The sequence below is a fragment of the Chryseobacterium ginsenosidimutans genome, assembly GCF_024807225.1.
Lineage (GTDB): Bacteria > Bacteroidota > Bacteroidia > Flavobacteriales > Weeksellaceae > Chryseobacterium > Chryseobacterium ginsenosidimutans.
On record NZ_JANUCO010000001.1, the window covers coordinates 2,089,754 to 2,115,888 of the forward strand.

23 protein-coding genes and 1 pseudogene are annotated in these 26,135 nt (G+C 34.5%); 17 read left to right on the forward strand and 7 right to left on the reverse strand.

Features of this window, described 5'->3' with window-relative positions; translation table 11 throughout:
- The first annotated feature begins 14 nt into the window (after positions 1-14).
- From J3D55_RS09945 to J3D55_RS09960, 4 genes are read left to right on the forward strand one after another with little or no spacing between them, the layout of a single operon-like run.
- The gene (locus tag J3D55_RS09945; protein WP_259130737.1) at positions 15-1,139 is read left to right on the forward strand and encodes a DegT/DnrJ/EryC1/StrS family aminotransferase; all 1,125 of its coding nucleotides are present in this window, start codon (positions 15-17) and stop codon (positions 1,137-1,139) included.
- Between the two features lie 6 nt (positions 1,140-1,145).
- Entirely contained in the window at positions 1,146-1,556 is a 411-nt protein-coding gene (locus J3D55_RS09950) for a hypothetical protein (RefSeq protein ID WP_259130739.1), read from the forward strand.
- An 18-nt stretch (positions 1,557-1,574) separates the two neighbouring features.
- A complete protein-coding gene (galE, locus tag J3D55_RS09955; protein ID WP_259130740.1) occupies positions 1,575-2,597 on the forward strand; it encodes a UDP-glucose 4-epimerase GalE in 1,023 nt (340 codons plus the stop codon).
- A gap of 31 nt (positions 2,598-2,628) precedes the next feature.
- The gene (locus J3D55_RS09960) at positions 2,629-3,087 is read left to right on the forward strand and encodes an adenylyltransferase/cytidyltransferase family protein (protein WP_259130743.1); all 459 of its coding nucleotides are present in this window, start codon (positions 2,629-2,631) and stop codon (positions 3,085-3,087) included.
- A gap of 49 nt (positions 3,088-3,136) precedes the next feature.
- Here the strand turns inward: J3D55_RS09960 and J3D55_RS09965 are convergent, their stop codons facing one another.
- The 5 genes from J3D55_RS09965 to pnuC all read right to left on the reverse strand — a co-directional run bounded on the left by J3D55_RS09965 (position 3,137) and on the right by pnuC (position 9,153).
- Positions 3,137-5,722 carry a TonB-dependent receptor gene (locus J3D55_RS09965; RefSeq protein WP_259130744.1) on the reverse strand — a complete coding sequence of 862 codons (2,586 nt, stop codon included), beginning with the start codon at positions 5,720-5,722 and terminating at the stop codon, positions 3,137-3,139.
- A 168-nt stretch (positions 5,723-5,890) separates the two neighbouring features.
- On the reverse strand, positions 5,891-6,916 hold the full coding sequence (gene mltG, locus J3D55_RS09970; RefSeq protein ID WP_259130745.1) for an endolytic transglycosylase MltG: 1,026 nt from the start codon (positions 6,914-6,916) through the stop codon (positions 5,891-5,893).
- A 31-nt stretch (positions 6,917-6,947) separates the two neighbouring features.
- Entirely contained in the window at positions 6,948-7,715 is a 768-nt protein-coding gene (gene dapF, locus J3D55_RS09975) for a diaminopimelate epimerase (RefSeq protein WP_259130747.1), read from the reverse strand.
- Between the two features lie 104 nt (positions 7,716-7,819).
- On the reverse strand, positions 7,820-8,479 hold the full coding sequence (locus J3D55_RS09980) for a hypothetical protein (protein ID WP_259130748.1): 660 nt from the start codon (positions 8,477-8,479) through the stop codon (positions 7,820-7,822).
- Between the two features lie 5 nt (positions 8,480-8,484).
- Positions 8,485-9,153: a nicotinamide riboside transporter PnuC gene (gene pnuC / locus J3D55_RS09985; protein ID WP_259130749.1), complete on the reverse strand. Its 669-nt coding sequence runs from the start codon at positions 9,151-9,153 to the stop codon at positions 8,485-8,487.
- 165 nt (positions 9,154-9,318) lie between these two features.
- On the opposite strand from pnuC, the gene J3D55_RS09990 reads away from it, so the two are divergent.
- The 5 genes from J3D55_RS09990 to J3D55_RS10010 all read left to right on the forward strand — a co-directional run bounded on the left by J3D55_RS09990 (position 9,319) and on the right by J3D55_RS10010 (position 15,570).
- Positions 9,319-10,839, forward strand: a complete 1,521-nt coding sequence (locus J3D55_RS09990; protein WP_259130751.1) for an APC family permease — start codon at positions 9,319-9,321, stop codon at positions 10,837-10,839.
- Between the two features lie 69 nt (positions 10,840-10,908).
- Complete coding sequence (locus tag J3D55_RS09995) at positions 10,909-11,910, forward strand: WD40/YVTN/BNR-like repeat-containing protein (RefSeq protein WP_259130753.1); 1,002 nt, start codon at positions 10,909-10,911, stop codon at positions 11,908-11,910.
- 78 nt (positions 11,911-11,988) lie between these two features.
- Positions 11,989-12,900 (forward strand): sialate O-acetylesterase, encoded by a 912-nt coding sequence (locus J3D55_RS10000; protein ID WP_259130754.1) that lies wholly within the window; start codon positions 11,989-11,991, stop codon positions 12,898-12,900.
- A 90-nt stretch (positions 12,901-12,990) separates the two neighbouring features.
- Positions 12,991-14,349, forward strand: coding sequence for an oxygen-independent coproporphyrinogen III oxidase (hemN, locus tag J3D55_RS10005; protein WP_259130756.1), 1,359 nt, complete (start codon positions 12,991-12,993; stop codon positions 14,347-14,349).
- Positions 14,350-14,352: 3 nt separating this feature from the next.
- Positions 14,353-15,570, forward strand: a complete 1,218-nt coding sequence (locus J3D55_RS10010) for a hypothetical protein (protein WP_259130757.1) — start codon at positions 14,353-14,355, stop codon at positions 15,568-15,570.
- Between the two features lie 21 nt (positions 15,571-15,591).
- Here J3D55_RS10010 and J3D55_RS10015 read toward each other — a convergent pair whose 3' ends face one another.
- Positions 15,592-16,953: a PQQ-dependent sugar dehydrogenase gene (locus J3D55_RS10015; protein WP_259130758.1), complete on the reverse strand. Its 1,362-nt coding sequence runs from the start codon at positions 16,951-16,953 to the stop codon at positions 15,592-15,594.
- A gap of 214 nt (positions 16,954-17,167) precedes the next feature.
- On the opposite strand from J3D55_RS10015, the pseudogene secD reads away from it, so the two are divergent.
- The 6 genes and pseudogenes from secD (at position 17,168) to J3D55_RS10045 (ending at position 24,284) form a co-directional block, all read left to right on the forward strand.
- Positions 17,168-20,078: pseudogene (gene secD, locus J3D55_RS10020) on the forward strand (protein translocase subunit SecD).
- Between the two features lie 187 nt (positions 20,079-20,265).
- Complete coding sequence (locus J3D55_RS10025) at positions 20,266-21,510, forward strand: TCR/Tet family MFS transporter (RefSeq protein WP_259130759.1); 1,245 nt, start codon at positions 20,266-20,268, stop codon at positions 21,508-21,510.
- 516 nt (positions 21,511-22,026) lie between these two features.
- Positions 22,027-22,362 carry a Sec-independent protein translocase subunit TatA/TatB gene (locus tag J3D55_RS10030; protein WP_259130761.1) on the forward strand — a complete coding sequence of 112 codons (336 nt, stop codon included), beginning with the start codon at positions 22,027-22,029 and terminating at the stop codon, positions 22,360-22,362.
- Between the two features lies 1 nt (position 22,363).
- On the forward strand, positions 22,364-22,930 hold the full coding sequence (locus J3D55_RS10035) for a phosphatase PAP2 family protein (protein WP_259130762.1): 567 nt from the start codon (positions 22,364-22,366) through the stop codon (positions 22,928-22,930).
- Positions 22,927-23,739 (forward strand): tetratricopeptide repeat protein, encoded by an 813-nt coding sequence (locus J3D55_RS10040; protein WP_259130763.1) that lies wholly within the window; start codon positions 22,927-22,929, stop codon positions 23,737-23,739. The genes J3D55_RS10035 and J3D55_RS10040 overlap by 4 nt, the downstream gene beginning before the upstream one ends.
- 83 nt (positions 23,740-23,822) lie before the next feature.
- On the forward strand, positions 23,823-24,284 hold the full coding sequence (locus tag J3D55_RS10045; protein WP_259130764.1) for a tRNA (cytidine(34)-2'-O)-methyltransferase: 462 nt from the start codon (positions 23,823-23,825) through the stop codon (positions 24,282-24,284).
- Between the two features lie 2 nt (positions 24,285-24,286).
- Here the strand turns inward: J3D55_RS10045 and J3D55_RS10050 are convergent, their stop codons facing one another.
- Positions 24,287-24,760, reverse strand: a complete 474-nt coding sequence (locus tag J3D55_RS10050; protein ID WP_259130765.1) for a 23S rRNA (pseudouridine(1915)-N(3))-methyltransferase RlmH — start codon at positions 24,758-24,760, stop codon at positions 24,287-24,289.
- A 350-nt stretch (positions 24,761-25,110) separates the two neighbouring features.
- Here J3D55_RS10050 and J3D55_RS10055 point away from each other — a divergent pair, with 350 nt between their 5' ends.
- Together J3D55_RS10055 and J3D55_RS10060 are read left to right on the forward strand one after the other, a co-directional pair.
- Positions 25,111-25,818, forward strand: a complete 708-nt coding sequence (locus J3D55_RS10055) for a DUF4421 family protein (protein ID WP_259130766.1) — start codon at positions 25,111-25,113, stop codon at positions 25,816-25,818.
- 9 nt (positions 25,819-25,827) lie between these two features.
- Positions 25,828-26,133, forward strand: a complete 306-nt coding sequence (locus J3D55_RS10060) for a hypothetical protein (RefSeq protein WP_259130767.1) — start codon at positions 25,828-25,830, stop codon at positions 26,131-26,133.
- Positions 26,134-26,135: the final 2 nt, after the last annotated feature.

Consider the following 26,135-nt stretch of genomic DNA (forward strand, 5'->3'; position numbering starts at 1 on the left):
AAAAATATTTATTTATGAAAAAGATTCAAATGGTTGACTTACAAAGTCAGTATTACAAAATAAAGAATGAAGTAGATAATGCAGTTTTAAATGTAATGGATTCAGCGGCTTTTATCAACGGCCCGGAAGTAAAGTCATTCCAGAATGAATTAGAGTCTTATTTAGACGTAAAACATGTTATTCCTTGTGCCAATGGTACCGATGCACTTCAGATTGCTTTAATGGCACTTGATCTGAAGGAAGGAGACGAAATCATCACCGCAGATTTTACCTTTGCAGCAACAGTGGAAGTTATTCATTTATTGAAGCTTACATCTGTTTTGGTAGATGTAGATTATGATACGTTTACGATTTCGACAGAAGCAATTAAAAAAGCGATCACTCCAAAAACAAAAGCGATTATTCCGGTACATATTTTCGGACAGTGTGCGAATATGGAAGAAATTTTAAAGATTGCAGAAGAGCATAATTTATTTGTAATTGAAGATAATGCACAGGCAATCGGTGCAGAATATACATTCTCAGACGGAACTGTAAAACAGGCAGGAACAATGTCTACGGTAGGTACAACGTCTTTCTTTCCATCGAAAAATTTAGGTTGCTACGGAGACGGAGGAGCGATTTTTACCAATAATGATGAATTGGCGCACCGTTTAAGAGGAATCGTAAACCACGGAATGTACGAAAGATATTATCATGATGAGGTGGGTGTCAACTCAAGATTGGACAGTATTCAGGCTGCGGTGTTGAGAAAAAAATTACCTCAGTTGGATAATTATAATGAAGCAAGAAAAAAGGCTGCTGATTATTATGATGAAGCTTTTGCAGGAAATGAGAATATTTTAACACCAAAAAGAGCAGAAAATTCTACGCATGTTTTCCACCAATATACGTTGAGAATCTTGAACGGAAAACGTAATGAATTACAGAAATTTTTAACGGAAAAAGAAATTCCTGCCATGATTTATTATCCTGTAGCTTTGAGAAAGCAAAAAGCATATTATCAGGAAAGTAATGATGCAGATTTTGTATACACAGATAAGCTTCTGGATCAGGTGATTTCTCTTCCTATGCACACGGAATTGGATGATGAGCAGTTGAAGTATATTACGGATGCTGTGTTGGAATTTATGGGGTAAATTTAAATGAAGAAAAGAATTTTTGAATACAAGGCAGTTTATTACTTAGCTCTTATAGCTAGTTTTTTATTATTGTTTTTTTCATTTAAGGCTGTAATGTCATTGTTTAATGATTATAACATATTAAAATTATTATTCGTTCCTTCGGCACTAATTCTTAATTTATTTACATTTATCAACTTAATAGGAAAATATAAAAGAGCTATTTTATTTCTTAATATTACCTTGTGTTTATTTATTTTTTTAACCGGAAGAGCTACAATAACTGATATTTTAACTCAGGGTTTATCTCTGGAATATGATTCTTATAAATATTTATTATCATTCTTAGTAGTTTTAATAATTACTAATAAATATAAAGTAAGAAGAGTTGAACCCGATAATGAAATAGATGACATAGGAAAACACAATGATTAAAAAAACAATTACTAAAAAATGGCAATACTCGTAACGGGAGGTTTAGGATATATTGGTTCGCACACGGTTGTAGAACTTTTAAATAACGATTTTGAAGTTGTTATTGTAGACGATTTATCTCATTCAGAAAGATTTATTTTAAATAATATAGTAGAAATTACAGGGAAAAAGCCTGTTTTTTATCCATTTGATTTAAAGAGAAAAGAACTTCTGACGCAGGTTTTCGATGCACATCAGATTGATGGATGTATCAATTTTGCTGCGTTTAAAGCAGTGGGTGAAAGTCAGGTAAAACCGGTTGATTATTATGAGAATAATTTATTTTCATTAATTAATATTTTGCAGGAATTTAAAGAAAGAGAGATTTCAAATTTCATTTTCAGTTCATCTTGCACAGTTTACGGACAGGCAGATACAATGCCGATTGATGAAAATACGCCTCTAAAAATGCCCGAAAGTGTTTACGGAAAGACAAAACAGATGGGTGAGGAGATCTTAATTGATTTTGCAAAAGCTTATCACCGAAAGATTTCGTTATTAAGATATTTTAATCCGATTGGAGCGCATCCATCAGCAAAAATTGGGGAATTGCCGATTGGGGTTCCGAATAATTTAGTACCTTACGTCATGCAAACTGCGGCAGGAATCCGTGAAAAGCTAAGTATTTGGGGTGATGATTATCCTACAGAAGACGGAACGGCTGTTCGTGATTATATTTACGTTGTAGATCTTGCGAAAGCCCATGTTGCAGCTTTGAAAAAATTAATGGAAAGTAATTCCGATGAAACTGAGGTTAATATTTATAATCTTGGAACAGGAAAAGGTTCTTCGGTTTTAGAAGTGGTAAAAGCTTTTGAAACGGCAAATAATGTAGAAGTTCCTTACCAGATCTGCGATAGGAGAGAAGGTGATATTACCATTGCTTATGCCAATGTCGACAAAGCTGAAAAAGAGCTTAACTGGAAGTCGGAAACTTCACTGGAAGACGCTCTGAGAACGGTTTGGCAATGGCAAAAATATTTAGAAACAAGAGACATTTAAAAAAATTAAGTCCAAAAAAGAATTTATTAATATGAAAACACAAAGAATAGGCATTACGTTTTCGTCATTCGATTTATTACATGCCGGTCACATCAAAATGCTGGAGGAAGCTAAAACGATTTGTGATTACCTTATTGTGGGTCTGCAGATCGATCCTTCTCATGATCGACCTAACAAAAATAAACCTACTCAAACTATTGTAGAAAGATATATTCAGTTGAAAGCCGTGAATGCTGTAGACGAGATTATTCCTTATTATACGGAAGAAGATCTGGAAGATATTTTGAAATCTTTTGTAATTGATGTAAGAATTATCGGAGACGATTATCTGGACAGAGATTTCACAGGAAAAACATACTGCGAAGAGAAAGGCATCGAGATCTACTACAACAAAAGAGATCACAGGTTTTCCTCGAGTGATTTGAGAAAAAGGATTTACGAAGCAGAAAAAGGTAAAATTTCAAGAACTGAAACTGAAACAGTAAAATAAAAAAATCCCGAAAGTAATTTTCGGGATTTTTGTTTGTATATAAGAAGGATTACATTGGTCCTCCTTGTTGATCATCTCCTGTTGCATTGGAGTTGATATCTTTTTTCTTCTTAACCTGTTCTACTTTTTCTCCTTGCTTGAATCTGTATGTTAAAGAAACTGAGAATTGTCTTGGTTGCCATTGGTTGTAAGATTCTCTAATACCTGTAGCAAGATAATTAACACTTCTCATAGAACGTGTATTAAATATATCCTGCATGTTGAAAGAAATTGTTCCATCTCCGTTCCAGATTGTTTTGGATGCCCCAAGATTTAAAGCATACATTGCTTTCCTGTCTTGACTTGCTGTATTTTGCGCTCCTCTGTAAAAACCTTGTAATTGGAAACTGAATGTTTTATCTACTTTCAAAGTAGCATTTAATCTTGCTCTGGTAGATAAACCATCACCTGCATAAGATTGAGTTCTGATAATGTCATTTCCTTTTACGTCAATTGTTTTATAAGAATATTCTCCAGTTGTTTTATATCCGAATAAACTAAAGCTACCCATTAATTTTAACCAAGGAAATACATCAGCAGTTCCATTGAAATCCAAACCATATTGCTCATTAGTTCCTAAATTAATAGGAGTTGTATAATAAATATTTGTTCTTTCATCCTCCTGATATGCAACTATTTTGCTATCATCTGTGGTTTTTCTATAAAAAAGAGTAGGGTTTAATGTAAATTTCTTTTTAGAAATACTATATCCAAACTCAAATGAATCTACGTAAGATGGATTAAGATCCACATTTCCTAAGAATAAGTTTTGATTATCTGTAATAGAGAAATAAGGGATCAGGAACCAAGAACGAGGTCTGTCAATTCTTCTTGAATAATTCAATAAGAACTGATTGTCTTTTCCTAAATCATAACTTAAATACACACTTGGGAATAAGTTGTTATAATTTTTATTATTGTCAATAGTTGTTCCTTCAAGGTTTCTGTAATCTACTTTCACATTAGAAAGCTCGTCTCTAACTCCTAATTGATAACCCAATTTTCCTATTTTACTACGGAACTGTGCGTAGAAAGCATTAAATAATTCATCATAGTTTGTAACGTTAGTGAATTTATTTAAAGGAGCAAACGGAATGTTTAAACCATCTGCTTCATTAGCGGTGTTATCATAGAAATTAGTATTTCTATCAATTCTGTATCCCGCTTCCAATTTAGAATTTTCACCAAGAGGAAGTTCATAATCTACTTTTCCGATTACAGATTTAGTAAGTGAATATTGAGCATTATTACTCAATGTATAGGTCATTTGTGGAAGAATATTTACGATGTTTCCGGTAGGATCTCTTTGAAGTAAATAGTCAGATTCCTGATAAATGTCTGTCGCATTATCACTTTTATTACTTTGAAGACTTAATGAAACAGATAAATTCTGTCCTTTATCATCAAATTTATGATCCCATCCAAAATCTCCCTGAAAAGCTAAGTTAGTGTTATTACCATTACTTGTTCTTAAAGTGTAAGGATTAGGAAAAGGAGGGAAATTATAAAGATAATTGTAATTAATCTTTCCATCTGTTTCGTTATCAAACGTTCTGATGGTTCCAGATAAATTTATAGAGTTTTTGTCGTCAATATCATATACAAAACCTGCTGTGGCATTATAGTTTTTAGAATAATTTTTATTCTTGGTTTCCTGGTCAGATCTTAATAATTGAAAAATTTCATTTCTGTCATAGTTCATATTACTGTTTCTGTTGGTCGTTGTAGATTCATTGTATCCACCGCCGCCATTCACGAACCAAGTCCATTTATCTTTTCTCCAGCTTAGATTAGCATTCAACATTGTTTTAGGTTGATAACCTAAAGTTCCGACAACACTACCATTGAATCCAACTTTCTTGCTTTTCTTTAAAATGATATTTAAAATACCAGAAGTTCCGCTTGCTTCGAATTTTGAAGATGGGTTTGTAATTACTTCAATTCTTTCAATCTGATCAGCCGGAATACTCTGAAGAGCGTTACTTCCTTCCGAAATACCAAGAAGGGCAGAAGGTTTACCGTTAATTAAAAACTTAACATTCGAGCTCCCTCTCATAGAAACCGTACCATCTGTATCAACTTCTACGGAAGGAACATTTTGAAGAACATCTTGTAAATTACCACCTTTACTGATAATATCCTGAGAAGGATCATACGTTCTTTTATCCAGTTCTACTTTATACGGTTTTGTAGAAGGTGCAGTGATGACAACTCCCTGAATGTCTCCCGTTTTTATATTGGTAGCACTTTTTTCAGGTTCGATAGATAAAGCACCGATATTTCCGGCAGCTGTAATCTGTTTGTTGATCACACTTTTCTGGTAATCGATTGCTTCTACAGTAATATCATAAGCTCCGGGAGCAAGATCTAATTTGTATTGACCTTTTTCGTCGGTAAGTGTAGCATCGCTGAATAATTTATTTGCCTTGTTACTGAACGTAACCGAAGCATAAGGTACAGGCTGATTGTTCTTATTAACAACCGACCCGGAAATACCTACTTTGTCCTGCGCAAAAGCAAATGCCGCGGCTGAAAGTACAAAAGTAAGCCCTAAGGTTTTTTTTGTAAAAATGTTAATGATTTCCGTCTGATTCATAAGGAATTTTTTTATGTAAAATCGTGAAAGATTCTTCTTAATATTGCGAAATTGTTAATTGGGTTAATTCCGAAATACCAAGGGTAATTTATTATTTATAATGTATATGTCGCTTTAAAAAGCTAAATGTTAATTGTTGAATTGTTAAAATAAAGTTAAATATATTTTCTATTTTATATTTTTAGAATTCAGCCAGTCCTGATAGGCTTTTGCATTGATGGCGTGCTGTTCTGCACTTGCCGTAAACTTGTGATACCCGAATCTTGCAGGATCTGCGCACATAAAGATATAATCGTTCTTTTCGGCATCTAAAACGGCATCTACAGAGTTTTTGTCAACCACACAGATCGGTCCGGGAGGAATACCTTTGTTCGCATACGTATTGTAAGGCGATGGAGTAGGTAAATACTTGTAAAGAACTCTTTTGATTTGTTGTTTAAAATTGGTCTGCTTATTAATGGCATAAATTACCGTCGGGTCAGATTGAAGTTTCATATCTTTTCTGTAACGGTTCAGGTATAATCCTGCAATGGTTTTCATTTCATCTTTTTTTCCGCCGGATTCTTTATAAACAATAGAAGCCAAAGCGTAGATCTGATCTCTCGTTAAGCCAGATTGCTGCTCTTTCGCTTTTCTTTCGCTGTTCCAGAATTCATTGTACTGGTCATCAAATTTTTTGAAAAACTCTTTGGGAGTTACCGTCCAGAAAAAATTATAAGTATCGATGAAGAAATATTTTTTAAGATCTTCAGCATTATTGTAGCCTTTCTCAATCGCAATGGTATTAAGATCGTTCACAAATTGTAAAGAATCAAGTTCTGTTTTTTTAGAAACCTTACCGATCATCTGATACATATCTCCAAAATCACCAATTCTAAAGCTGTTTTCGCTTTGATTTCCGGCTTTTATCATATTCACCAATTTGGAGTTTCCCGATCCTTTCTGGAAATGATAACGCCCCGCTTTGAAGTTTTTTTCAAGATCTTTTTCTTTGGCAACCGCTTCGAAAGATTCTTTATTGTCAACATATTTTGCTGCAGAATCAAGGATTTGTTTAAAATTCGCATTATGAGGAATCAAAACATATCCATCTTTTCCGATGTTGTTTCCGTAATATTTTTTATAAAATCTAAAACCAAAAAATCCGCCTACTACAAATACAAGTAAGATGATAATGAGAATAGCTTTTTTCATTTAAATGTCGATTAAAAGTTTTTTTTGTTTTTTAAATAAGATCTACTTTACCTCTAAAAACCTGTTTCGCAGGACCTTCAAGCCAAATATTCTGGAATGAGTTTCCGCTTTTTTCAGCATAAACTTTAAGATTTCCCCCTAAAGTTTTTACTTTGACAGAGATTAGATTGTTATTTTGTAAAAAAGTTAAAGCCGAAGCCGTAACTCCTGTTCCACAACTGAAAGTTTCGTCCTCAACGCCTCGTTCATAGGTTCTTACGAAGATTTCATCCTCCGTAATTTTTTCCACAAAGTTCACATTGATTCCTTTTTCTGCATAATTTTCAGAATTTCTGATGCCGTTTCCTTCTGCAAAAACATTATAATTCACCAAATCTTCAACATATTTTACATAATGCGGCGAACCTGTATTCATCACAGAATCTTTTCCATCATTAGAAATGGTCTCTACATCGATCATTTTTAACTTCACGATTCCGTTGTGGATTTCTGCATCATGTTCACCGTCAATCGCGATGAACTTACATTTATTCTCAAAAATATCGAGGAAAAAAGCAAAGGCAACCAGACATCTTCCTCCATTTCCGCACATTGTACTTTCTCCGCCGTCAGAATTGTAATACACCATTTTAAAATCGTACTTATCGTCATTTTCCAATAAAATAAGACCATCCGCGCCGATTCCGAAACGTCTGTCGCACAATTTTTCGATGATATCTTTTTCTTTAGGAAACTGAAGATCGCGATTATCAATCATTACAAAATCGTTTCCTGTCCCTTGATATTTATAAAATTCCATATTTTTTGATGTAATATTTTGTCTAAAATTGAACATGCAAAATTACTACAATTAAAACAAAAAACGAACAGTGTGAGCTGTTCGTTTCCTTATTTATAATCGTTTTATCTAAATCCGCCTCCGTTGGTTCTCGTTGGTTGAGGAGCTGTTTGCTGAGGTTGCGGTGAACTCTGCTGAGGTTGCGGAGAGCTGTTTCTAAAACCACCGCTGTTCGAGTTACTATTGTTGGTTGAAGAATTATTCCTAAACCCACCGTTTGAATTATTATTGTTAGAATTATTATTGCTTGATGAATTATTTCTAAAACCTCCGTTATTATTCTGAGGTCTTGGTGTATTTTGTGGTTGGTTGTTGAAACCGTTATTGGGTCTCTGTCCACTGTTTTGACCATTGTTTGGTCTGAATCCACCATTCGAAGTTCCGTCATTTACACTACCTCTGAAACCGTTGTTGGGTCTTTGTGAAGTTGTTTGCCCGTTTCCGCCAGATCTTCTCTCAACATACACTTTTCTTCTGGTGTTGTTGTAGTTCTGATAATAATAAGGAGAACCGTTATCATAGTAATAACTCATGTTATTTCTGTAATAATATCCGTCATTTCCCCAATATCCTCCATTTCCGTAATATCCTTGAGGTGCATAATAATATCCGTTGTCATAAGAAGGATTTCCATATGAATCTGCATAAGGATCGGAATACACAGTACAAGCAGTCAAACTACTGATTGCTATAATACCAAATGCTATTTTTAATAAATTTTTCATGACTTTTATAAACTTTTTTTCTTAAAACTTTTTTTCCAACTGACGTATCCTTGTATCGCCATTATAGTAAATACCAAATATTGAACCGAAGTGATTCCTAGGCCTTTATAAATCATCATGGGCATGCAAATAAAATCTCCAATGATCCAGAAAATCCAGTTCTCAATGCGTCTTTTCGCCATAAACCACATGCCGACTAAAAATATCGAAGTGGTTATCACATCCAGCCAATTTCCCCAATCCAGATGATACAGACCGAGATTGGTACCGTCCATAGAAAACTGATTATCAATATAAGGTTTGTAATAATAAATGACAGTTACCAGAATCAGACTTAATAAAAAAAGCAGGATTCCATAAATCCATTCTTTCTTTGAAGCCCACGTTACATCCACATGAATATGATCTTCAGAGCTTTTTGCCCACAAAATCCATCCGTACACACTCATTACGGTATAATAAACGTTAATCATGCAATCTCCAAGCAATCCGAAGTTGAAAAGAATGTAAACGTATATTAAGGTAGAAACAATTCCGGTAGGATAGAGCCAGATATTTTTTTTAATGGAAAAATAAACACTCAGAATTCCGACGATCGCAGCGAACGATTCTAAGAAAATCTGGAACGTTGTGTAGCTTTCGTAGGGCTTTACGAAAAGATCGTATAAATTCATGACCTCAAAAATAAACAAAAAAAGAGAGATTTGAAAATGATGTAATAAATATGGAAATCAGATTTTTATATTTTTAAATTTAAAATTTTTAATTAAAGTTTATTAATAAAGGTTAATGTTTCTAATTTTTTTATATTTTCGTAAATCTTTAATAAATAATAAAATATGTCTAAAATTTGGACCAAAAAACCAATGAGTGCTTTTGAGAATGATATGAAAAGCAGTCAGCTCAAACGAGTACTTGGTAAATGGAGTCTTACAGCTATCGGAATCGGAGCTATTATCGGTGGAGGAATTTTTGTACTTACAGGTACCGGAGCGTATTATCACGCAGGACCTGCATTAGCTCTTTCTTTCATCATCGCTGGAATTGCCTGTGTATTTGCAGCATTATGTTATTCAGAATTTGCATCAATTTTACCGGTAGAGGGTTCTGCTTATGCGTATGCATACGGAACAGTGGGCGAAATTTTCGCTTGGATTATCGGATGGGGATTGATCCTCGAATATGCAATGGGATCTATGACTGTGGCTGTATCCTGGTCCGGATATTTTAATAAGCTACTAAAAATGTTTGGTCTGCATTTGCCGGATTATCTTACTTCAGATCCTGCAAGTTACACAGGAGAAGGTTTTTCAATGAATTTACCTGCTTTTTTAATCGTTTTATTTGTAATTTCTATTTTGATCAAAGGAACGAAAGAAGCTGCTAAAGCGAACAACATTATTGTAATTATGAAGGTTTCGGCGGTGTTATTTGTAATTATTGCCGGTGTATTCTTTATTAATACAGCCAACTGGGATCCGTTTATTCCTGCAGCTACAATGGTTAAGGAAGGTGAAAATCTGAAAGAAGCGTACGGAATTCAGGGAGTTGTTTCCGGAGCCGCGGCGATATTCTTTGCTTACGTAGGATTTGATGCAGTTTCTACCCAAGCCGGTGAAGCAATTAATCCTAAAAAAGACGTACCGTTTGCGATCATTGTATCACTTTTGGTATGTACAGGATTGTATATTTTAGTATCATTAGTTCTTACAGGAATGATGAATTATCAGGATTTTAATCCTCAAGGAAAATATCCGGATGCAATTAAAGCTCCTGTAGCGTATGCATTTGAAATTGCTGGTCAAGGTTGGGCTGGTTACATTATTACAATTGCTGCAACGGTAGGTTTAATCTCTGTATTAATGGTAATGATTATGGGACAGTCTAGAATTTTCTTGGGTATGTCTAAAGACGGATTAATTCCTAAAATGTTCAGTGATGTACATCCGGTAAGAAAAACTCCTGCCAAAAGTTTAATGCTTTTAGGTATTGTTATTGCAACGATCGCTTCTCTTACTCCAATCAGCAAATTAGCGGATATGACGAGTTTCGGAACTTTGTTTGCCTTTACAATGGTTTGTGTAGCGGTTTGGATTTTAAGAAAAAAAGAACCGAATATGCCAAGAACATTTAAAGTTCCTGCGTTGCCAGTTATTGCAACATTGGGAATTTGTATCAATGTTTATTTGATCTGGAACCTAAGTCATGAGGCGAAATATCTTTCATTAGCTTGGCTTGCTCTGGGCGTGATTATTTATTTCTCATACAGTCTTAGAAACAGTAAACTTCACAAAGTGGGTTACGGAGAAACTTTCAAGGCAGAACAAGAGCCTTTAGATAAAACAGATTTAGATTTATAATTTAAATATAAATTCAAAAAAATCCACAGAGAGGTCTGTGGATTTTTTATTTTTGTCAGTATGAAAAAGATGTTACCACTTTTATTTTCCTTCTTAGGGATATTTTCCTTTTCTCAGAAGATCGAAAGCCTTGAAACCATATTTAATGATAAGATAAGTATAAGAGCTCTCGAAATCTACGATAATAAAGTCTGGTACAGCGGAACAGACTCTAAGTTTGGTTTTGTTGATTTAAAAAATTCTAAAAATCAGAAACAGATTAAATTATCTGATGAAAAACTTCAGTTTCGGACATTAGCACAAGATGAAAATTCTTTTTATGCTGTGAATATTGAAAGTCCTGCTCATTTTTTTACAATTGATAAAAAAAGTTTAAAGTACCAAAATGGTTTTTCTGACGTGAGTAAAGCTGCATTTTATGACGCCTTTCATTTTGTTAATAATAAATTGGCTTTTGCATTTAGTGATACCGATGATAATAGACTAAAATTAACAATGTACAAAAATGGGGAATGGAGCTTTTTTTCAAATAATATAAAATTAAATGAAGGTGAAGCCGCATTTGCAGCAAGCAATACAAATATTGCTTCATCAAAAAAATATTTGTGGGTTGCAACCGGAGGGAAATCTTCAAGAATTTTAAGGTTAAATTTTAAGACTAATAAATTTGAGATTTTCAATACACCTTTTATCCAAGGAGAATCTTCGCAAGGAATGTATTCTATTGATTTTTTAGATGATAAATTCGGGGTTGCTGTTGGAGGAGATTATACCAAACAGGATGCAAACATCAACAATATCGCAACCACGAATGACGGGGGTGAAACTTGGCAGATTCAGGCTTCCGGACAAAACGCGGGATATACAACTTGCGTAAAAATTAAGCCGAATTCTAAGGGAAAAGAAATGATTTCTGTAGGAGATCAACACATCAGTTATTCCTCAGATTTTGGGAAAACTTGGACAAAGATTTCCGAGGAGAGAGGATTTTTTGTTTGTGAATGGGTTAATGAAAATACTGTTGTTTTTGCAGGAAAAGATAGGATTTCTCTAATGAAGTTGAAATTTTAAATCCTCATCATAGAACTTATCATTCCGAATAAGATCAATTAAAATTTTCTTCAAGTTAATTTTGTCTAAATTTTCCATATGAAAAACCTGAAAATATTTTTTCTTTTCTTAATTCCGGCTTTATTTTATACTCAGAAGATTCGTGTTTTCATTCTTGCGGGGCAATCCAATATGAATGGTTTCGGGTATAATAAAGACCTTCCGGATGATTTGAAAAGTATGAAAGATGTTTATATTTTTCAGGGAAATTCTGTTCCGGACGGAGATTTGAACGGCGGAACAGGAAAATGGGACGTTCTGAAACCCGGAAACGGAACAGGTTTTAAAACCGACGGAAAAACAAATACGCTTTCAGACAGATTCGGTTTGGAAATGTCTTTTGCTAAAAAAATGAAAGAACTTTTCCCCAACGATAAAATTGCGCTGATAAAATATGCGAGAGAAGGAACTTCCATCGACAGTGTGGCGAGAGGAAATTTCGGTTGTTGGGATTCTGATTTCAACGGAGCAAACGGATTGAATCAGTATGACAATTTTTTAAAAACCGTAAAAAATGCGTTATCAGAAACAGATATCGACAAAGACGGAAAAAAAGATACCCTCGTTCCTTCCGGAATTCTTTGGATGCAGGGAGAAGGCGATGCAAGCTATACCGAAGAAATTGCCAATACCTATTACGATCATTTGAAAACTTTAATGAATCAGATGAGAGCGACTTTATTATCGGATGATCTTCCTGTTGTGATCGGAAAAATTTCAGATTCAGGAAAAGATCCGTCGGGTCGGGTTTGGAAAATGGGTGAGTTGGTACAGTATGCACAGGAGAAATTTGTGAAGAATGATAAAAGTGCAGCGATTGTCCGTTCAACTAAAAATTACGGTTATGGCAATGATCCGTGGCATTATAACAGTGCGGGTTACATCGATTTGGGGCAAAAATTTGCGGAAGAGGTATTTAGACTCATTATAAATTTCGAAAAAAGACCCTAATATATTTCATGATTCAAAATCCATAAGATATATTTAATTTTGCATTATGAATTTTAATTGAGAAGTTCATACTTAAAATTTAAAACGAAAATGAATTCTTTAATAGATAAATATAATATTCCAGGACCTCGTTACACTTCTTATCCTACAGTTCCTTATTGGGACGAAAGTTCTTTTTCTCCAGAATTGTGGAAGCAGAGTGTGATCAGGACTTTTAAGGAGACGAATGGAGAGGAAGGAATTTCTATCTATATTCACCTGCCTTTTTGCGAAGCGTTGTGTACGTTTTGCGCGTGTCATAAGCGTATTACGAAACAACACAGCGTAGAAATTCCGTATCTGGAAAGTGTGTTGAAAGAATGGCAGTTGTATCTTCAGTTATTTGATGAAAAGCCGAAATTGAAAGAACTTCACTTAGGGGGAGGAACTCCGACGTTCTTTTCTCCGAAAAATTTAAAAACTTTATTGGAAGGAATTTTTGAAACAGTTGAAATTGCAGATCATCAGGAATTTTCTTTTGAAGGGCATCCAAATAATACATCCAGAGAACATCTTCAGACTTTGTATGATTTAGGGTTCAGAAGAGTGAGTTTTGGAGTTCAGGATTACGATCCGAAAGTTCAGAAAGCGATCAATAGAATTCAGCCTTTTGAAAAGGTAAAAGAAGTGACGGAATGGGCAAAAGAGATTGGTTACAGAGGAATCAGTCATGATTTGGTTTTCGGACTTCCGCACCAAAGTTGGGAAGCGATGGAAAATACCATCCGCAAAACAATGGAATTAAAACCTGATCGTTTGGCGTTTTATTCTTACGCTCACGTTCCGTGGGTAAAAGGGGTAGGACAAAGAGGTTTTGATGAAAATGACCTTCCAAGTGGTGAAGAAAAGCGCCGTTTGTATGAAGATGGTAAAAAATTATTGGAAGATTTAGGATATATCGAAGTTGGAATGGATCATTTTTCTCTGGAGCATGATGATTTGTACCAATCTTTAATTCAAAAAAAATTACACAGAAATTTCATGGGCTACACTTCAAGCAAAACCCAATTGATGGTTGGTTTGGGGATGTCTGCAATTTCAGATTCTTGGTATGCTTTTGCACAAAATATAAAAACAGTGGAAGAGTACCAGAAAATGGTTGAAGAAGGCGAAATTCCTGTGGTAAAAGGTCATATTTTAAATGATGAAGATCTTACGGTAAGAAGACATATTCTGAATTTAATGTGTCAGTTGGAAACTACTTTTGACGTTAATAATTCTTTCCCTGAACTGGAAAACGCATTCGAAATGCTGAAAGAAATGGAAAAAGACGAATTGGTAGAAATCCACGATCACCAAATAAAAATTACAGAAAAAGGAAGAGCATTTACAAGAAATGTAGCGATGGTTTTCGATCTTCGAATGATGAGAAATAAACCGGAAACGAGAATTTTCTCAATGACGATCTAATCTATGAGCAGGAAAGTTCTTTTGATTGTACTTTATCTGTATGCGCTGATTTTTAGTGTTTTAAAAACGATAAGGTTTCCCAATGATTGGTCGGAAGCACATTGGATGCTCGATTACAGATTTGGATTTATCAAAAGAGGACTTGCCGGAGAAATTTTTGGCTGGCTTTTTCAGAAAAATGAATTTTCTATTTTAATTCTTTCTGCAGGAATATTGTCTCTGTTATATATTCTGATTTTCAAAATTGCGATCAAGGAAATTTTTAAACAAGAAAACAGTTTTTATAGGATATTATTTTTTCTGATCTTTTTCTTGTCACAATACATTATATTTTCTGCACACTTGATTGGATATATGGATCATGTTGTCTTTTTAATGACGATTTTGGTTATTTATTTAATTAAAAAAAAGAAGATATTTTTATCGTCAATTATTGTTACGATCAGCATTTTCATTCATGAAATTTCTTTTTTTCTGATGATGCCTATAAGTTGTTTTGCTTTGATTATTACCGAAATTCCAAGCGAAAAATTTTCATTTAAAAGTGTTTTTTCGGTGAATTTTTTAAAGAGCCTGAGTTCGTTTTTAGTATTACCTTTTCTGGCAACGATTTCAGTTTCTGCGTATCAGGAAATCAATGGTGAAAATTATTTTTCTACGATTTTTAATTATTTAAAGCAAATTCCTTTTATTTCCGAAAAAGTAGCAGATTCCGTATCTTCTGCTTATACAAAAAGTTTCAGTTATTATTTTAAAGAAGAAAGCGGAAGTTTTATCCAAAGATTGTTCATTTCCAAAGGAACGATATTATATGGAATTCCAATTCTTTTTTCGTTATGGATGATTTTTAAAGAATTTAAATTAAAACAAAATTTTCAGTTGTTTCTTTTATTGGCGATCGTTTCATTTGTGCCATTATTGCTTCATGCAGTCGCTTATGATACCTACAGAATCTGGTCTTTCCCTTTTATGATTTTATTTTTAGGTTTTTGGATATTGAGTTCGAAATTTACTATAAAAAAAGAAGAAGAGAGAAAATTATCAACTTTAGAAATTATATTTTTTATTATTTCGTTTTTATTGATTGCTTTAATTCCAAATAATCTGTTTGATAATGAGGTTGAAAGATTTTCTTTCATTGCGAGATTAATAATAATTGTACCGCTATTCTTAATTTTATACTTTTTGAAAAAGCCCCAATCAAAAATGACTGAGGCTTAAAAAACTGTTTGAAAATATATTTTATTTAATAATTAATTTTTTGCTGTACGCTTTAAGATCACCTGAATTTAGGGTGATAAAATAAGCTCCTGCAGGAATTCCCGAAATATCAACGCTGTTATCGTTTCCGATTTTTGCTTGTGTTAAAACCTTTCTACCTTCAAAATTGATGATGTCAACAGTAACGTTTTTGTCTTTTAAACCTTCAATAAAAACTTTTTTTGAAGCCGGATTTGGATATACTTTTATTTGAACGGAAAGATCATTTTCCTGAGTTCCCAACGTCGTTGTTGTCACTTTGAAAATTTTGCCGTTATTGACTGCTGCAACAAATAATTCGTTTAGATTATTCACTCCGAATGTTGAAAAATTATTCCCCGAAAACGCTGAAGTCCAAGTGATTGAATCATCGGGATTCAAACTTCCGATTTGGGTAGAACAATAATCTGCGAAAATATATCTTCCCTGTAAAACAGGAAATTGGGTGCCTCTGTAAATATAACCTCCTGTAATCGAGCATTTTCCTCCTGAATGATTATAGGCTGCAATCGGGAAAGTCATGGTAGCTTGTGCGGCACAACCTGACGTGTTGTAAGTATTGTTTCCTTCATAACATCGCCATCCGTAGTTGATTCCCGCCTGTGTTAAAGGCATTCTGTTGATTTCTTCAATCTGTCCTTGTCCAACATCTGCGATCATCACATTTCCGGAAGTGGTATCAAAATTAAATTTCCAGGCGTTTCTCAATCCGTAAGCCCAGACTTCATCGGCTCCGTCGACTCCCACAAAAGGATTTCCCGGAGGAATATTGTAAGGTCCGGTAGAATTGATGTCAAGTCTTAATAATTTCCCCAAAAGGGAATTTTTGTTTTGGGCATTATTGTTCGGATCGCCGCTGCTTCCACCGTCACCTGTAACAACCCACAAATAACCATCCGGAGCAAAGTGAATGCTTCCACCATTGTGATTATCAAACGGTTTTGCCTGATTTAAAATAATTTTTTCAGTGGTCGCATCAGCAACATCGGGATTTGAGCTTACAGTGTATCTTGCCACAGTGATGTCACCGTCTAAGTCGTTGTAATACACAAAAAAATACCCGTTTGTAGAGTATTGTGGGTGAAAAGCAAGACCTAAAAGTCCTCTTTCGCCACCGTAAGTGATTTTTGAGCCGATGTTTAAAAAATTAGTAGAGTTTACTGTTCCATTGGGTTGTACGATTTTAATGATTCCGTTTTGTTGAACGACGAACATTCTGCTGTCATTCACATTTACAATTTCGACAGGGGCGGTAAATCCTGTAGCAAATTCTTCCAGATTAATGCTTTGGGCATTCATAATGAAGGAAGAAAAAATACTTGCGCAAAAAAGTAGTTTTTTCATAATATTTTGATATTTAGTGTCTTAAACTGAATGAAAATTTCATACCAATCAAGATTTGAAATATTCATTACGATATCATCAAAAAATTATTAAATCTTAAATAAAAATAAGATGACCGATATATCTGAAAATAAACGATTTCTGTTGTTAATAATTCATAAAATTCAATAAAATGATTATATTTGCCGACTTAATTTAACGTAGTTATAACAAAATGCAAGGAAAAGGACTTATTACAATTGTTGCTATTGTACTAGGGTTGATTTGCTTAAACGAGCTATTACCAACATGGTACGCCAGCAAAATTGAAAAGCAGGCAACTGCTATTGCAGGAGACAATCCGGAGAAGTATCAGAAAGAAATTGCAAAACTTTCTAAGGATACACTGAATCTAGGATTCACAAAACTTTATTACACTAAAGCCAAAGACAAGGAAATGAAACTTGGTCTTGACTTGAAAGGAGGGATCAACGTTCTTTTGGAGATCAACCAGAGAGACTTGGTGAATGATTTAACAAATTATTCTACAAACCCGATTCTTATCGAGGCTTTAAACAAAACCGATGAAGTTCAGAAGAATTCTACAAAATCTTACATCGACAATTTCTTCGTGCAATTCGAAGCGATTAACAGTGCTAAAGGTACAAACCTTAAGTTGGCAGATCCGGAACTTTTCGGAAACACTACACTTACAGAGGTGAAATACAACACTCCTGATGATCAGGTGAAAAGTATTGTTAAAAGAAAAATCGATGCATCTGTAGGAACAGCTTTTGAGGTGATCAGAACCAGAATCGATAAAATGGGTGCTGTGCAGCCAAACGTTCAGAGAGTACCGGGTACTGCAAGAATTTCTGTGGAAATGCCGGGTATGAAGGACATCGATAAGGTGAAGAAAATGCTTCAGACTTCTGCAAAACTTCAATTCTGGGAAGTACAACAAGTTCCTGAAATGGCACCCTATTTCCAGACTTTAACGTCTATGGTTGCTGTAAAAGGTGATTCTATGGGAGTTGCGAAGAACGTAAACTTCATGAATCTTTTACACATTGACAAATTAAGAACAAACGGTGTTGCGAATGTAAAACTTTCTGATACTGCTGCTGTAAACAAGATCTTGAACAGCAAAGTAGGTCAGTCTTTACGCCCGTCTAACATTAAATATACCCAATTCATGTGGGGTTACAAGCCTGAAGCTACCGATGCTGAAAGTTTAGTATTGTATGCAATCAGAGGTAACATCAACCAAAAAGCTCCTGTAGACGGTGCTGTTGAAACTGCTAATATCAGCTATGATGAGTTGAGCAGAGTAGTAGTAGACATGCAGATGGATTCTAAAGGTGCTAAAGAATGGAAAACTTTAACTGAGAAAAACGTTGGTAAGCCCGTTGCGGTAACATTGGACGGAAGAGTGTATACTGCTCCGAACGTTGTAAATGCAATTCCTAACGGTAGAACTCAAATCTCTGGTAACTTCTCTCAGGAAGAAGCTAAAGAATTGGTAGACGTTTTAGGTGCTGGTAAATTACCTGCAGGTGCAAAAGTGGTTCAGGCTACTGTTGTAGGACCTTCATTAGGACAAGAGTCTATTGATGCAGGGGTAATGTCATTCGGTATCGCATTCTTACTAATTATCGTTTATATCATTTTCTATTACGGTGGTGCAGGTGTGTACGCTGTAATCGCGATGATTATCAACTTATTCTACATCTTCGGAATTATGGATTCTGTTGATGCCACTCTTACCCTTCCTGGTATCGCGGGTATCGTTCTTACAATGGCGATGGCGGTAGATACAAACGTAATTATTTACGAAAGAAACCAAGGAAGAATTATTTGCAGGAAAAAGTATTTTAGAAGCTTATAAAGATGGTTTCAAACATGCCTTAAGTGCGATTGTGGATGGTCACTTAACGACGTTATTAACGGCGGGAGTACTTTTCCTTTTCGGAACAGGACCAATTAAAGGTTTCGCATTAACGTTGGGAATAGGTATCTTGATGACGTTCTTTACTTCGGTATTGATTTCAAGAGCGATGATTTTCTCTAGATTAAACAAAGGAAAACACCTTTCTGTTTGGACGGCTGCTACGAAAAATCTTTTCAGAAATACTTGGATCGATTTTATCGGAAAAAGAAAATATGCTTACATCATTTCTGCTGTTCTTACGGTAATTTCTATTGCATCTATTGCAATCAACGGATTCAAATACGGTATCGATTTTACAGGAGGTAGAAATTATGTAGTAAGATTTGATAAAGCAGTTAATGCTGAAGATATCGAAGGTAAATTGGTGACAATTTTCAAAACTGAAGACGGTAAAAACTCTTCTGTTGAAGCTAAAACTTTCGGAAACGACAGCCAATTGAAAATCTCAACAGATTACCTTATCGATGACGAATCTCTGCAAGCTGACCAGACTGTTGAGCAGAAATTATACGAAGGTTTAAAAACAAGTCTTCCTGCAAACACCACAGTAAGAGATTTCAAAGCTCCTGAAAAAGGTCACGTAGGAATCATTTCTTCTGAAAAAGTAGGACCTACTGTTGCAGACGATATCAAAACTCACGGTATTCTTGCTGTAGTTGCAGCTTTAGGAGGTATCTTTATCTATATCTTAATCAGATTTAGAAAATGGCAGTTCTCTCTTGGTGCTGTTGCAGCGTTGTTCCACGATGCGGTTATTATTTTGGGAGCGTATTCATTGCTTCACAAATTCATGCCGTTCAACATGGAAATCAACCAGGATTTCGTTGCTGCGATCTTGACGGTATTAGGTTACTCGATCAATGACACGGTAATTATCTTCGACAGAATTAGAGAGTATTTAAGAGAGAAGAAATCATTAACATTAGCAGGATTATTTGATGACTCTATTTCCAGTACATTGGGTAGAACGTTCAACACGTCATTTACTACAATTATGGTAATTTTAGCGATCTTCATTTTCGGTGGAGATAACTTAAGAGGATTCATGTTTGCGATGTTAATAGGTATCGGATTCGGTACGTATTCATCAATCTTCGTCGCATCGGCTATTGCCTATGACTTCCTGAAAACAGGGAAAGAAGATGAAGTACATGGTAAAACAACTTCCAACAAAGAAGTTCTTGCTTCAAAATAATTTATACTACAATAAATAAGAAAAAGAGCCTTTCAATTTTGAAAGGCTCTTTTTATGTTTAAAAATTTAAAAACTTTACAGCCATAAGCTAACAACCAACAACCAACAACCATCAACTATCAACCATCAACTAATTACCACTATTTAGAATGATTATTTTTCCCGATTTGATTATTTTTGCATCACTATGGAAAACTCGAGGAAAAAAGCGGCTATTGGTTTTATATTTATCACTCTTTTAATAGACGTGATAGGATTGGGAATTATTATTCCTGTAATCCCGAAGCTTATTGAAGAACTCATTCATGGCAGCGTTAATGAAGCCGCTAAATATGGAGGCTGGCTTGGTTTTGCCTATGCTTTTACGCAGTTTGTATTTTCTCCAGTAATAGGAAATTTAAGCGACAAATATGGTCGTCGACCAATTATTTTGATTTCTCTTTTCGGTTTTGCCGTAGATTATATTTTTCTTGCTTTAGCACCAACTATCTGGCTTTTATTTGTAGGAAGAGTGATTGCAGGAATTACAGGAGCCAGTTTTACCACTGCAAGTGCTTATATTGCTGATATTTCTACAGACAGCGATCGCTCGAAGAATTTTGGGATGATCGGAGCTGCTTTTGGATTAGGATTTATCATTGGTCCTTTGTTGGGAGGAGTTTTGGGGCATTTTGGTCCAAGAGTACCGTTTTATGCGGCTGCAGTTTTATGTCTTTTAAATTTTATGTACGGATATTTTATCCTTCCGGAAAGTCTTGATAAAGATAAAAGAAGAGAGTTTGATTGGAAAAGAGCCAATCCCATCGGTTCATTTAAATTTTTGTTTAAACATCCCGAGCTTTCAGGATTGGTAGTAACATTGTTTTTGGTATATATTGCAGGTCACGCCGTTCAGTCAAACTGGAGCTATTTTACAATGGCAGAATTTAAATGGACGTCCGTTACGGTAGGAATATCATTGGGAGTCGTAGGATTGCTGGTTGCATTGGTTCAGGGAGTTCTGATTAGATGGACAGCGCCAAAGTTGGGTGAACATAAAAGTATCTATATCGGTCTTGCGATGTATGCAATCGGGATGTTGTTGTTTTCGTTTGCCACAGAAGGTTGGATGATGTTTGCGATTCTTGTTCCGTATTGTCTGGGCGGAATTTGCGGACCCTCACTTCAATCGGTGATTACAAAAGGAGTTGCGGCAAATGAACAGGGCGAATTGCAGGGTGCATTAACAGGTTTAATGAGTATCACAGCGACAATAGGACCTCCTTTGATGGCAAATTTATTTTATCATTTCAGTGAGAAGAATACGAGTTTCAGATTTCCCGGGGCGCCATTCTTTTTAGCGTTTATTTTAATGTCTGTAAGTGTGGTGATTACCTATTTGAATTTTCAAAAAAAGGAATTAAAAAAGAAAAAATTTAGAATAATAAAATGACAGATCATATTTTTGGTTTGTTCTTTTTGTTTAAAATAAGAGCTGTTTACATTTGATTCAAACTTTTAAAAATCACTGCTCATTTTTTGACGCAAAGTTTTAATTCAATAGTATTTAATAGTAGGTAAGCAAAGATGAATCAACAAGTTGATTTGATGAAGCGTTGTTTTCAAGCTTCGCGAAGCAAATTTCATTTGCCTTTGCCTTCTAAAAATAATGTGGGATGTAAATATAATCTTTGCGTTAAAAAGAATAATAGATTCTGTTTGAAAAGATCTTAAGTCTTTCAATGTAAAAACTTTCACTTTCAAAAAAATAGATTTTCAAACAGGTTACAAAATTTATAATATAAAATTTAAAAAGTCTCTAAATTTCTAAAAGTATTTTAATAAGTGTCATATTGAGCTTATGATTCTTTTTAATCCTTAAGAAACACCCAATTAATTTAAAACTTAATATTTTATTAAAAATCAATATTTCATATACAGTTTCATATATCTTTCGTAATTTTACAAAATGGAATTAAGCATTGGAGAAATGGCATTGATCGCAGTGGCGATCGTTGTATTATTCGGACCGGATAAACTTCCTCAGATTGCACGTGACTTAGGCGCAGGTGTAAGAAAAATGCGTGGAGCGGTGGAAGACATCAAAACGGAAATCATGAAAGAAACAGATAACCCTATTTCTGAGATCAAACGTGAGATTGAAAAAGTAAAAGATGCCGCAAAAGATTTTAATCCTATGAAAGATATCGAGAAAGATATGTTGATAGAATCTAAACCGGCAGATGAGCCTTCCGCACCAAAACCTTCTGAAGACGAAACGTATCAGGGACCTGTAAGCAGATAAGATGGAGGAGATTATTCAGGAAGACAGGAAGCTGTTTTTGTTTCTCAATAACTTGGGAGATACGCCTTTCGATCAGTTTTGGATATTGATTTCCAGTACCTGGATCTGGGTTCCGCTTTATATTATTTTCTGTTATTTTCTATATAAAAATTATAAACTAAGATCTTTAGTTTTTATTTTGATATTTGTTGCGATCGGTGTTACGGTTTCAGATCAGGTGGCAAGTATTTTCAAGCATGGTGTTGAAAGACTAAGACCTTGTCACGACCCTTTATTAGAGCATCACATGAGAGTTGTGAAGTGTGGCGGTCAATTCGGTTTTTATTCTGCACATGCCTCTAATACCTTCTTTTTAGCAACTTATTTAACTATTTTATTAAAAGGTAAGCTTAAATGGTTTCCTTATGTTATATTTGTATGGGCTGCAGTGGTAGCATACAGCCGCATATATTTAGGTGTGCATTTCCCGGTAGATATTTTGGTGGGGGCGTTTGTTGGAACTTTATTGGGAGTGATTTTTGGTGCACTCGCAAAAAAAGTAATCAATAAACAAAATATAACTTCATGAAACACTCTTTATTATCTCTGGCATTCGCCTTTTCTTCATTAAATTTTTATGCTCAAGACAAAAAAATTGCTGAAGACTGTTTTCAAAAAGCAGACTATAAATGCGCAGAAGAGCAATATTCAAAATTAGCTCAAACTGAAAAAATTCAAAAATTACAGTCCGAATACTATAATAATTTGGGAACCTCCCAAAGGAGATTAGGAAAAACAACTATGGCTTTCAAATCTTATGAATCGGCGTTGAAAGCGAATCCGATGTCGGCGGCGGTTTATGCCAATTTAGGTTCTATTCACGGGCAAAAAGGGAATAAACAGGCAGCTATAACGTATCTTAATCAAGGTCTTCAATTAGAACCTGAAAATGCAGATATGTATCTTACGCGCGCTAAAGTTTATGAAAATTTGGGCAAAAAAGATTTAGCTGCGAAAGATTTAAATCAGATTTTAACTTTTGCTCCGGATAATATTTACGCAAGAACGGGTTTAGCCAATCTTAAAAAGAATAACGGCGATCTGGAAGGCGCTTTAAAAGATTATAATCAATTGATTTCCGAAAAGCCGGAATCTCTTTTGTACAGCGGAAGAGGAGATGTTTATTTTAAATTAAAGAAAAATAAAGAAGCACTTGCCGATGTAAACAAAGCGATCACTATCGATCCGAAATTCGCTCAGGCTCACGTAAACAAAGCATTAATCTTATTTGAAACCGCAAAACTCAAAGAAGCATGTGCAAGTCTGGATAAAGCAGTGAGTTTGGGATACGAAAAACCTTTGTTGTTTGAGTATTACAAAAAATGTGAAATTAAATAACTTTTTTAGAAAATTAAGATAAAACATTAATCATCATCATAAGATTTTCAGAGAAAATCATTTAAAAACAATATAAATTATTCATGTTAAACGTTGTTCTTGTAGAACCCGAAATACCAAATAACACAGGAAATATCGGAAGATTATGTGTAGGAACAGAAAGTAAATTACACTTAATTCATCCCTTTGGATTTGTCATTGATGATAAAAACCTTAAACGTTCAGGATTGGATTATTGGGTGCATCTCGATGTTACCGAATATGAAAATGTGGATGAATGGATAAAAATAATTCCGGATATGTCGCGTGTTTTCCTGATGAGTTCGCATGCTCAGAAATCTTATCTGGAAACAGATTTTCAGGACGGTGATTGGTTGGTTTTCGGAAAAGAAAGTGTTGGCTTGAGCAAAGACGTTTTAGACCGTTTTGAAAATCATTTAACCATTCCGATGTCTAAGCTGATCCGAAGTTTTAATATTGCCAATTCCGTTGCTTTTGTGGTGGGGGAAGCAAAAAGACAGATTAATGTAAAAAGTAAAGAATAATGTTAATCGTTATGATAAGGTTTTCCCTGTAAAATCTGGTCAGCGCGATACAATTGTTCAACGATAAATAACCGGATCATCTGGTGCGTAAATGTCATTTTAGATAATGACATTTTTTCGTTGGCTCTGGTGTAGATTTCCTCAGAAAATCCGTACGCTCCACCGATCAGAAGATGAATTTTTTTCACTGAAGAATTCATCCAGCTGTCTATTTTTTGTGCAAATTCTCTGCTGGTAAACTGCTTTCCTTTTTCGTCCAGAATCATGACAAGATCAGTTCTGTCGATGTGATTCATAAATAGTTTTGTCTCTTCTTTTTTCAGAAGATCAGGAGACAGATTTTTTGCATTTTTTACGTCAGGAATCTCGATAATTTCAAAATTCCAGTGTTTGGGAAGGCGTTTCAGGTAGTAATTAATTAAAGAAGTGATTTCTTTATCGTCCGTTTTACCAATACAAAGCAAATTAATCTGCATTTTCTGTCTTTACATATTTTAAGCGTCAAAGATATTCATAAATTAGAGAAAGTCATAATCTGTGGAGATTTTAGAATGATTATAGAGGCTGTTTAAATTTTCATTATTTTTTTTAACACCAAGATTATATTTACATTCCGCATTATCTTGAAATCAAAGGCAATAAAATTTGCTTCGCGAAGCTTGAAAACAGTACTTCATCAAATCAATTTGTTGATTCATCTTTGCTCTCTTCATAATAAATAGTATTAAATTAAAGCTTTGCGTCAAAAAACAAGCAGTGTGTTTGAATCAATTTAAACAAACGCTAAGTTTAAAAAAATCATTACTTTTGTGATAACATCGATCATATGAATGCAAAAATCCCTTCTTGTATTTTTTTATGTTTATCATTGATTTCTTATAGCCAGGAAATTAATGACGATCAGATGAAAAAATATATCGAAGAGGATAAAAATAAAATTTCAGTCGTTACCGGATTGAGCTACCTTCACAATACTTTTGGCTTATTATATCAGGATAAAATTTTTCGGTTAAGACCGAATGATGCTTTTTATACCGAATTTTTCCTGCGATACCGTTGGTTGGATATCAGTTTTTCTTTTGCTCCGAAACTGACGAGAATCAACAATGATGATCCGGAAAAAGGCAAATCAAAATATTTTAATTTCGGATTTAATTTTTTTCTAAGTCCAAAACTCAGACAGTATATTTATTTTAGTGAAGTGAAAGGTTTGTATTTTCAGGATACCAAAGAATTCATGCGTTTGTTGTATGGAAATGACTATAATCAGGAAGGTTATCTGCAGTTTCCGGATGCAAAATACCGTTCTTTTAAAGGAGAAACGAGCTATTTGTGGTTGGGAAATAAAACGGATTACAGAAGCTTCAACAATATGAGTTATCAACCGCTGAAAGATGTTTTTGTATTGAGTACAGGTTTATTTTACCAGTATAATATTCTCAGTGACCTTAATAAAACAATTTATCAGGGCGAAATTTTTAATGAAACTCAGGATGATTCGCCTTCAAAAGATATCAGAATTGCTTTAAGATAGGGTGGAGGAGTGCAGAAAAAGATTAAAAATAATTGGTATGCGATCGTGGAAGTTTATCCCGAATTTTATTATTCAAAATTGATAGATGAAGATTTTCATGAGTTTAATGTCGGTGTATATTCCAACGCAAGAATAGGATATGATAACGGAAAATGGTTTTTTGGAGGCGGTACTCAACTGAACTGGATCAACAGCTCCAATGAGAATTTTTATTCAACAACGCAATGGCTGTTCAGAGTAGGAGTTGGTTTCCGATTTAATTCTCCTACATTTGCAAACAGAAACTTTGATAAAATAGATAATATCTTAAAGTAAAA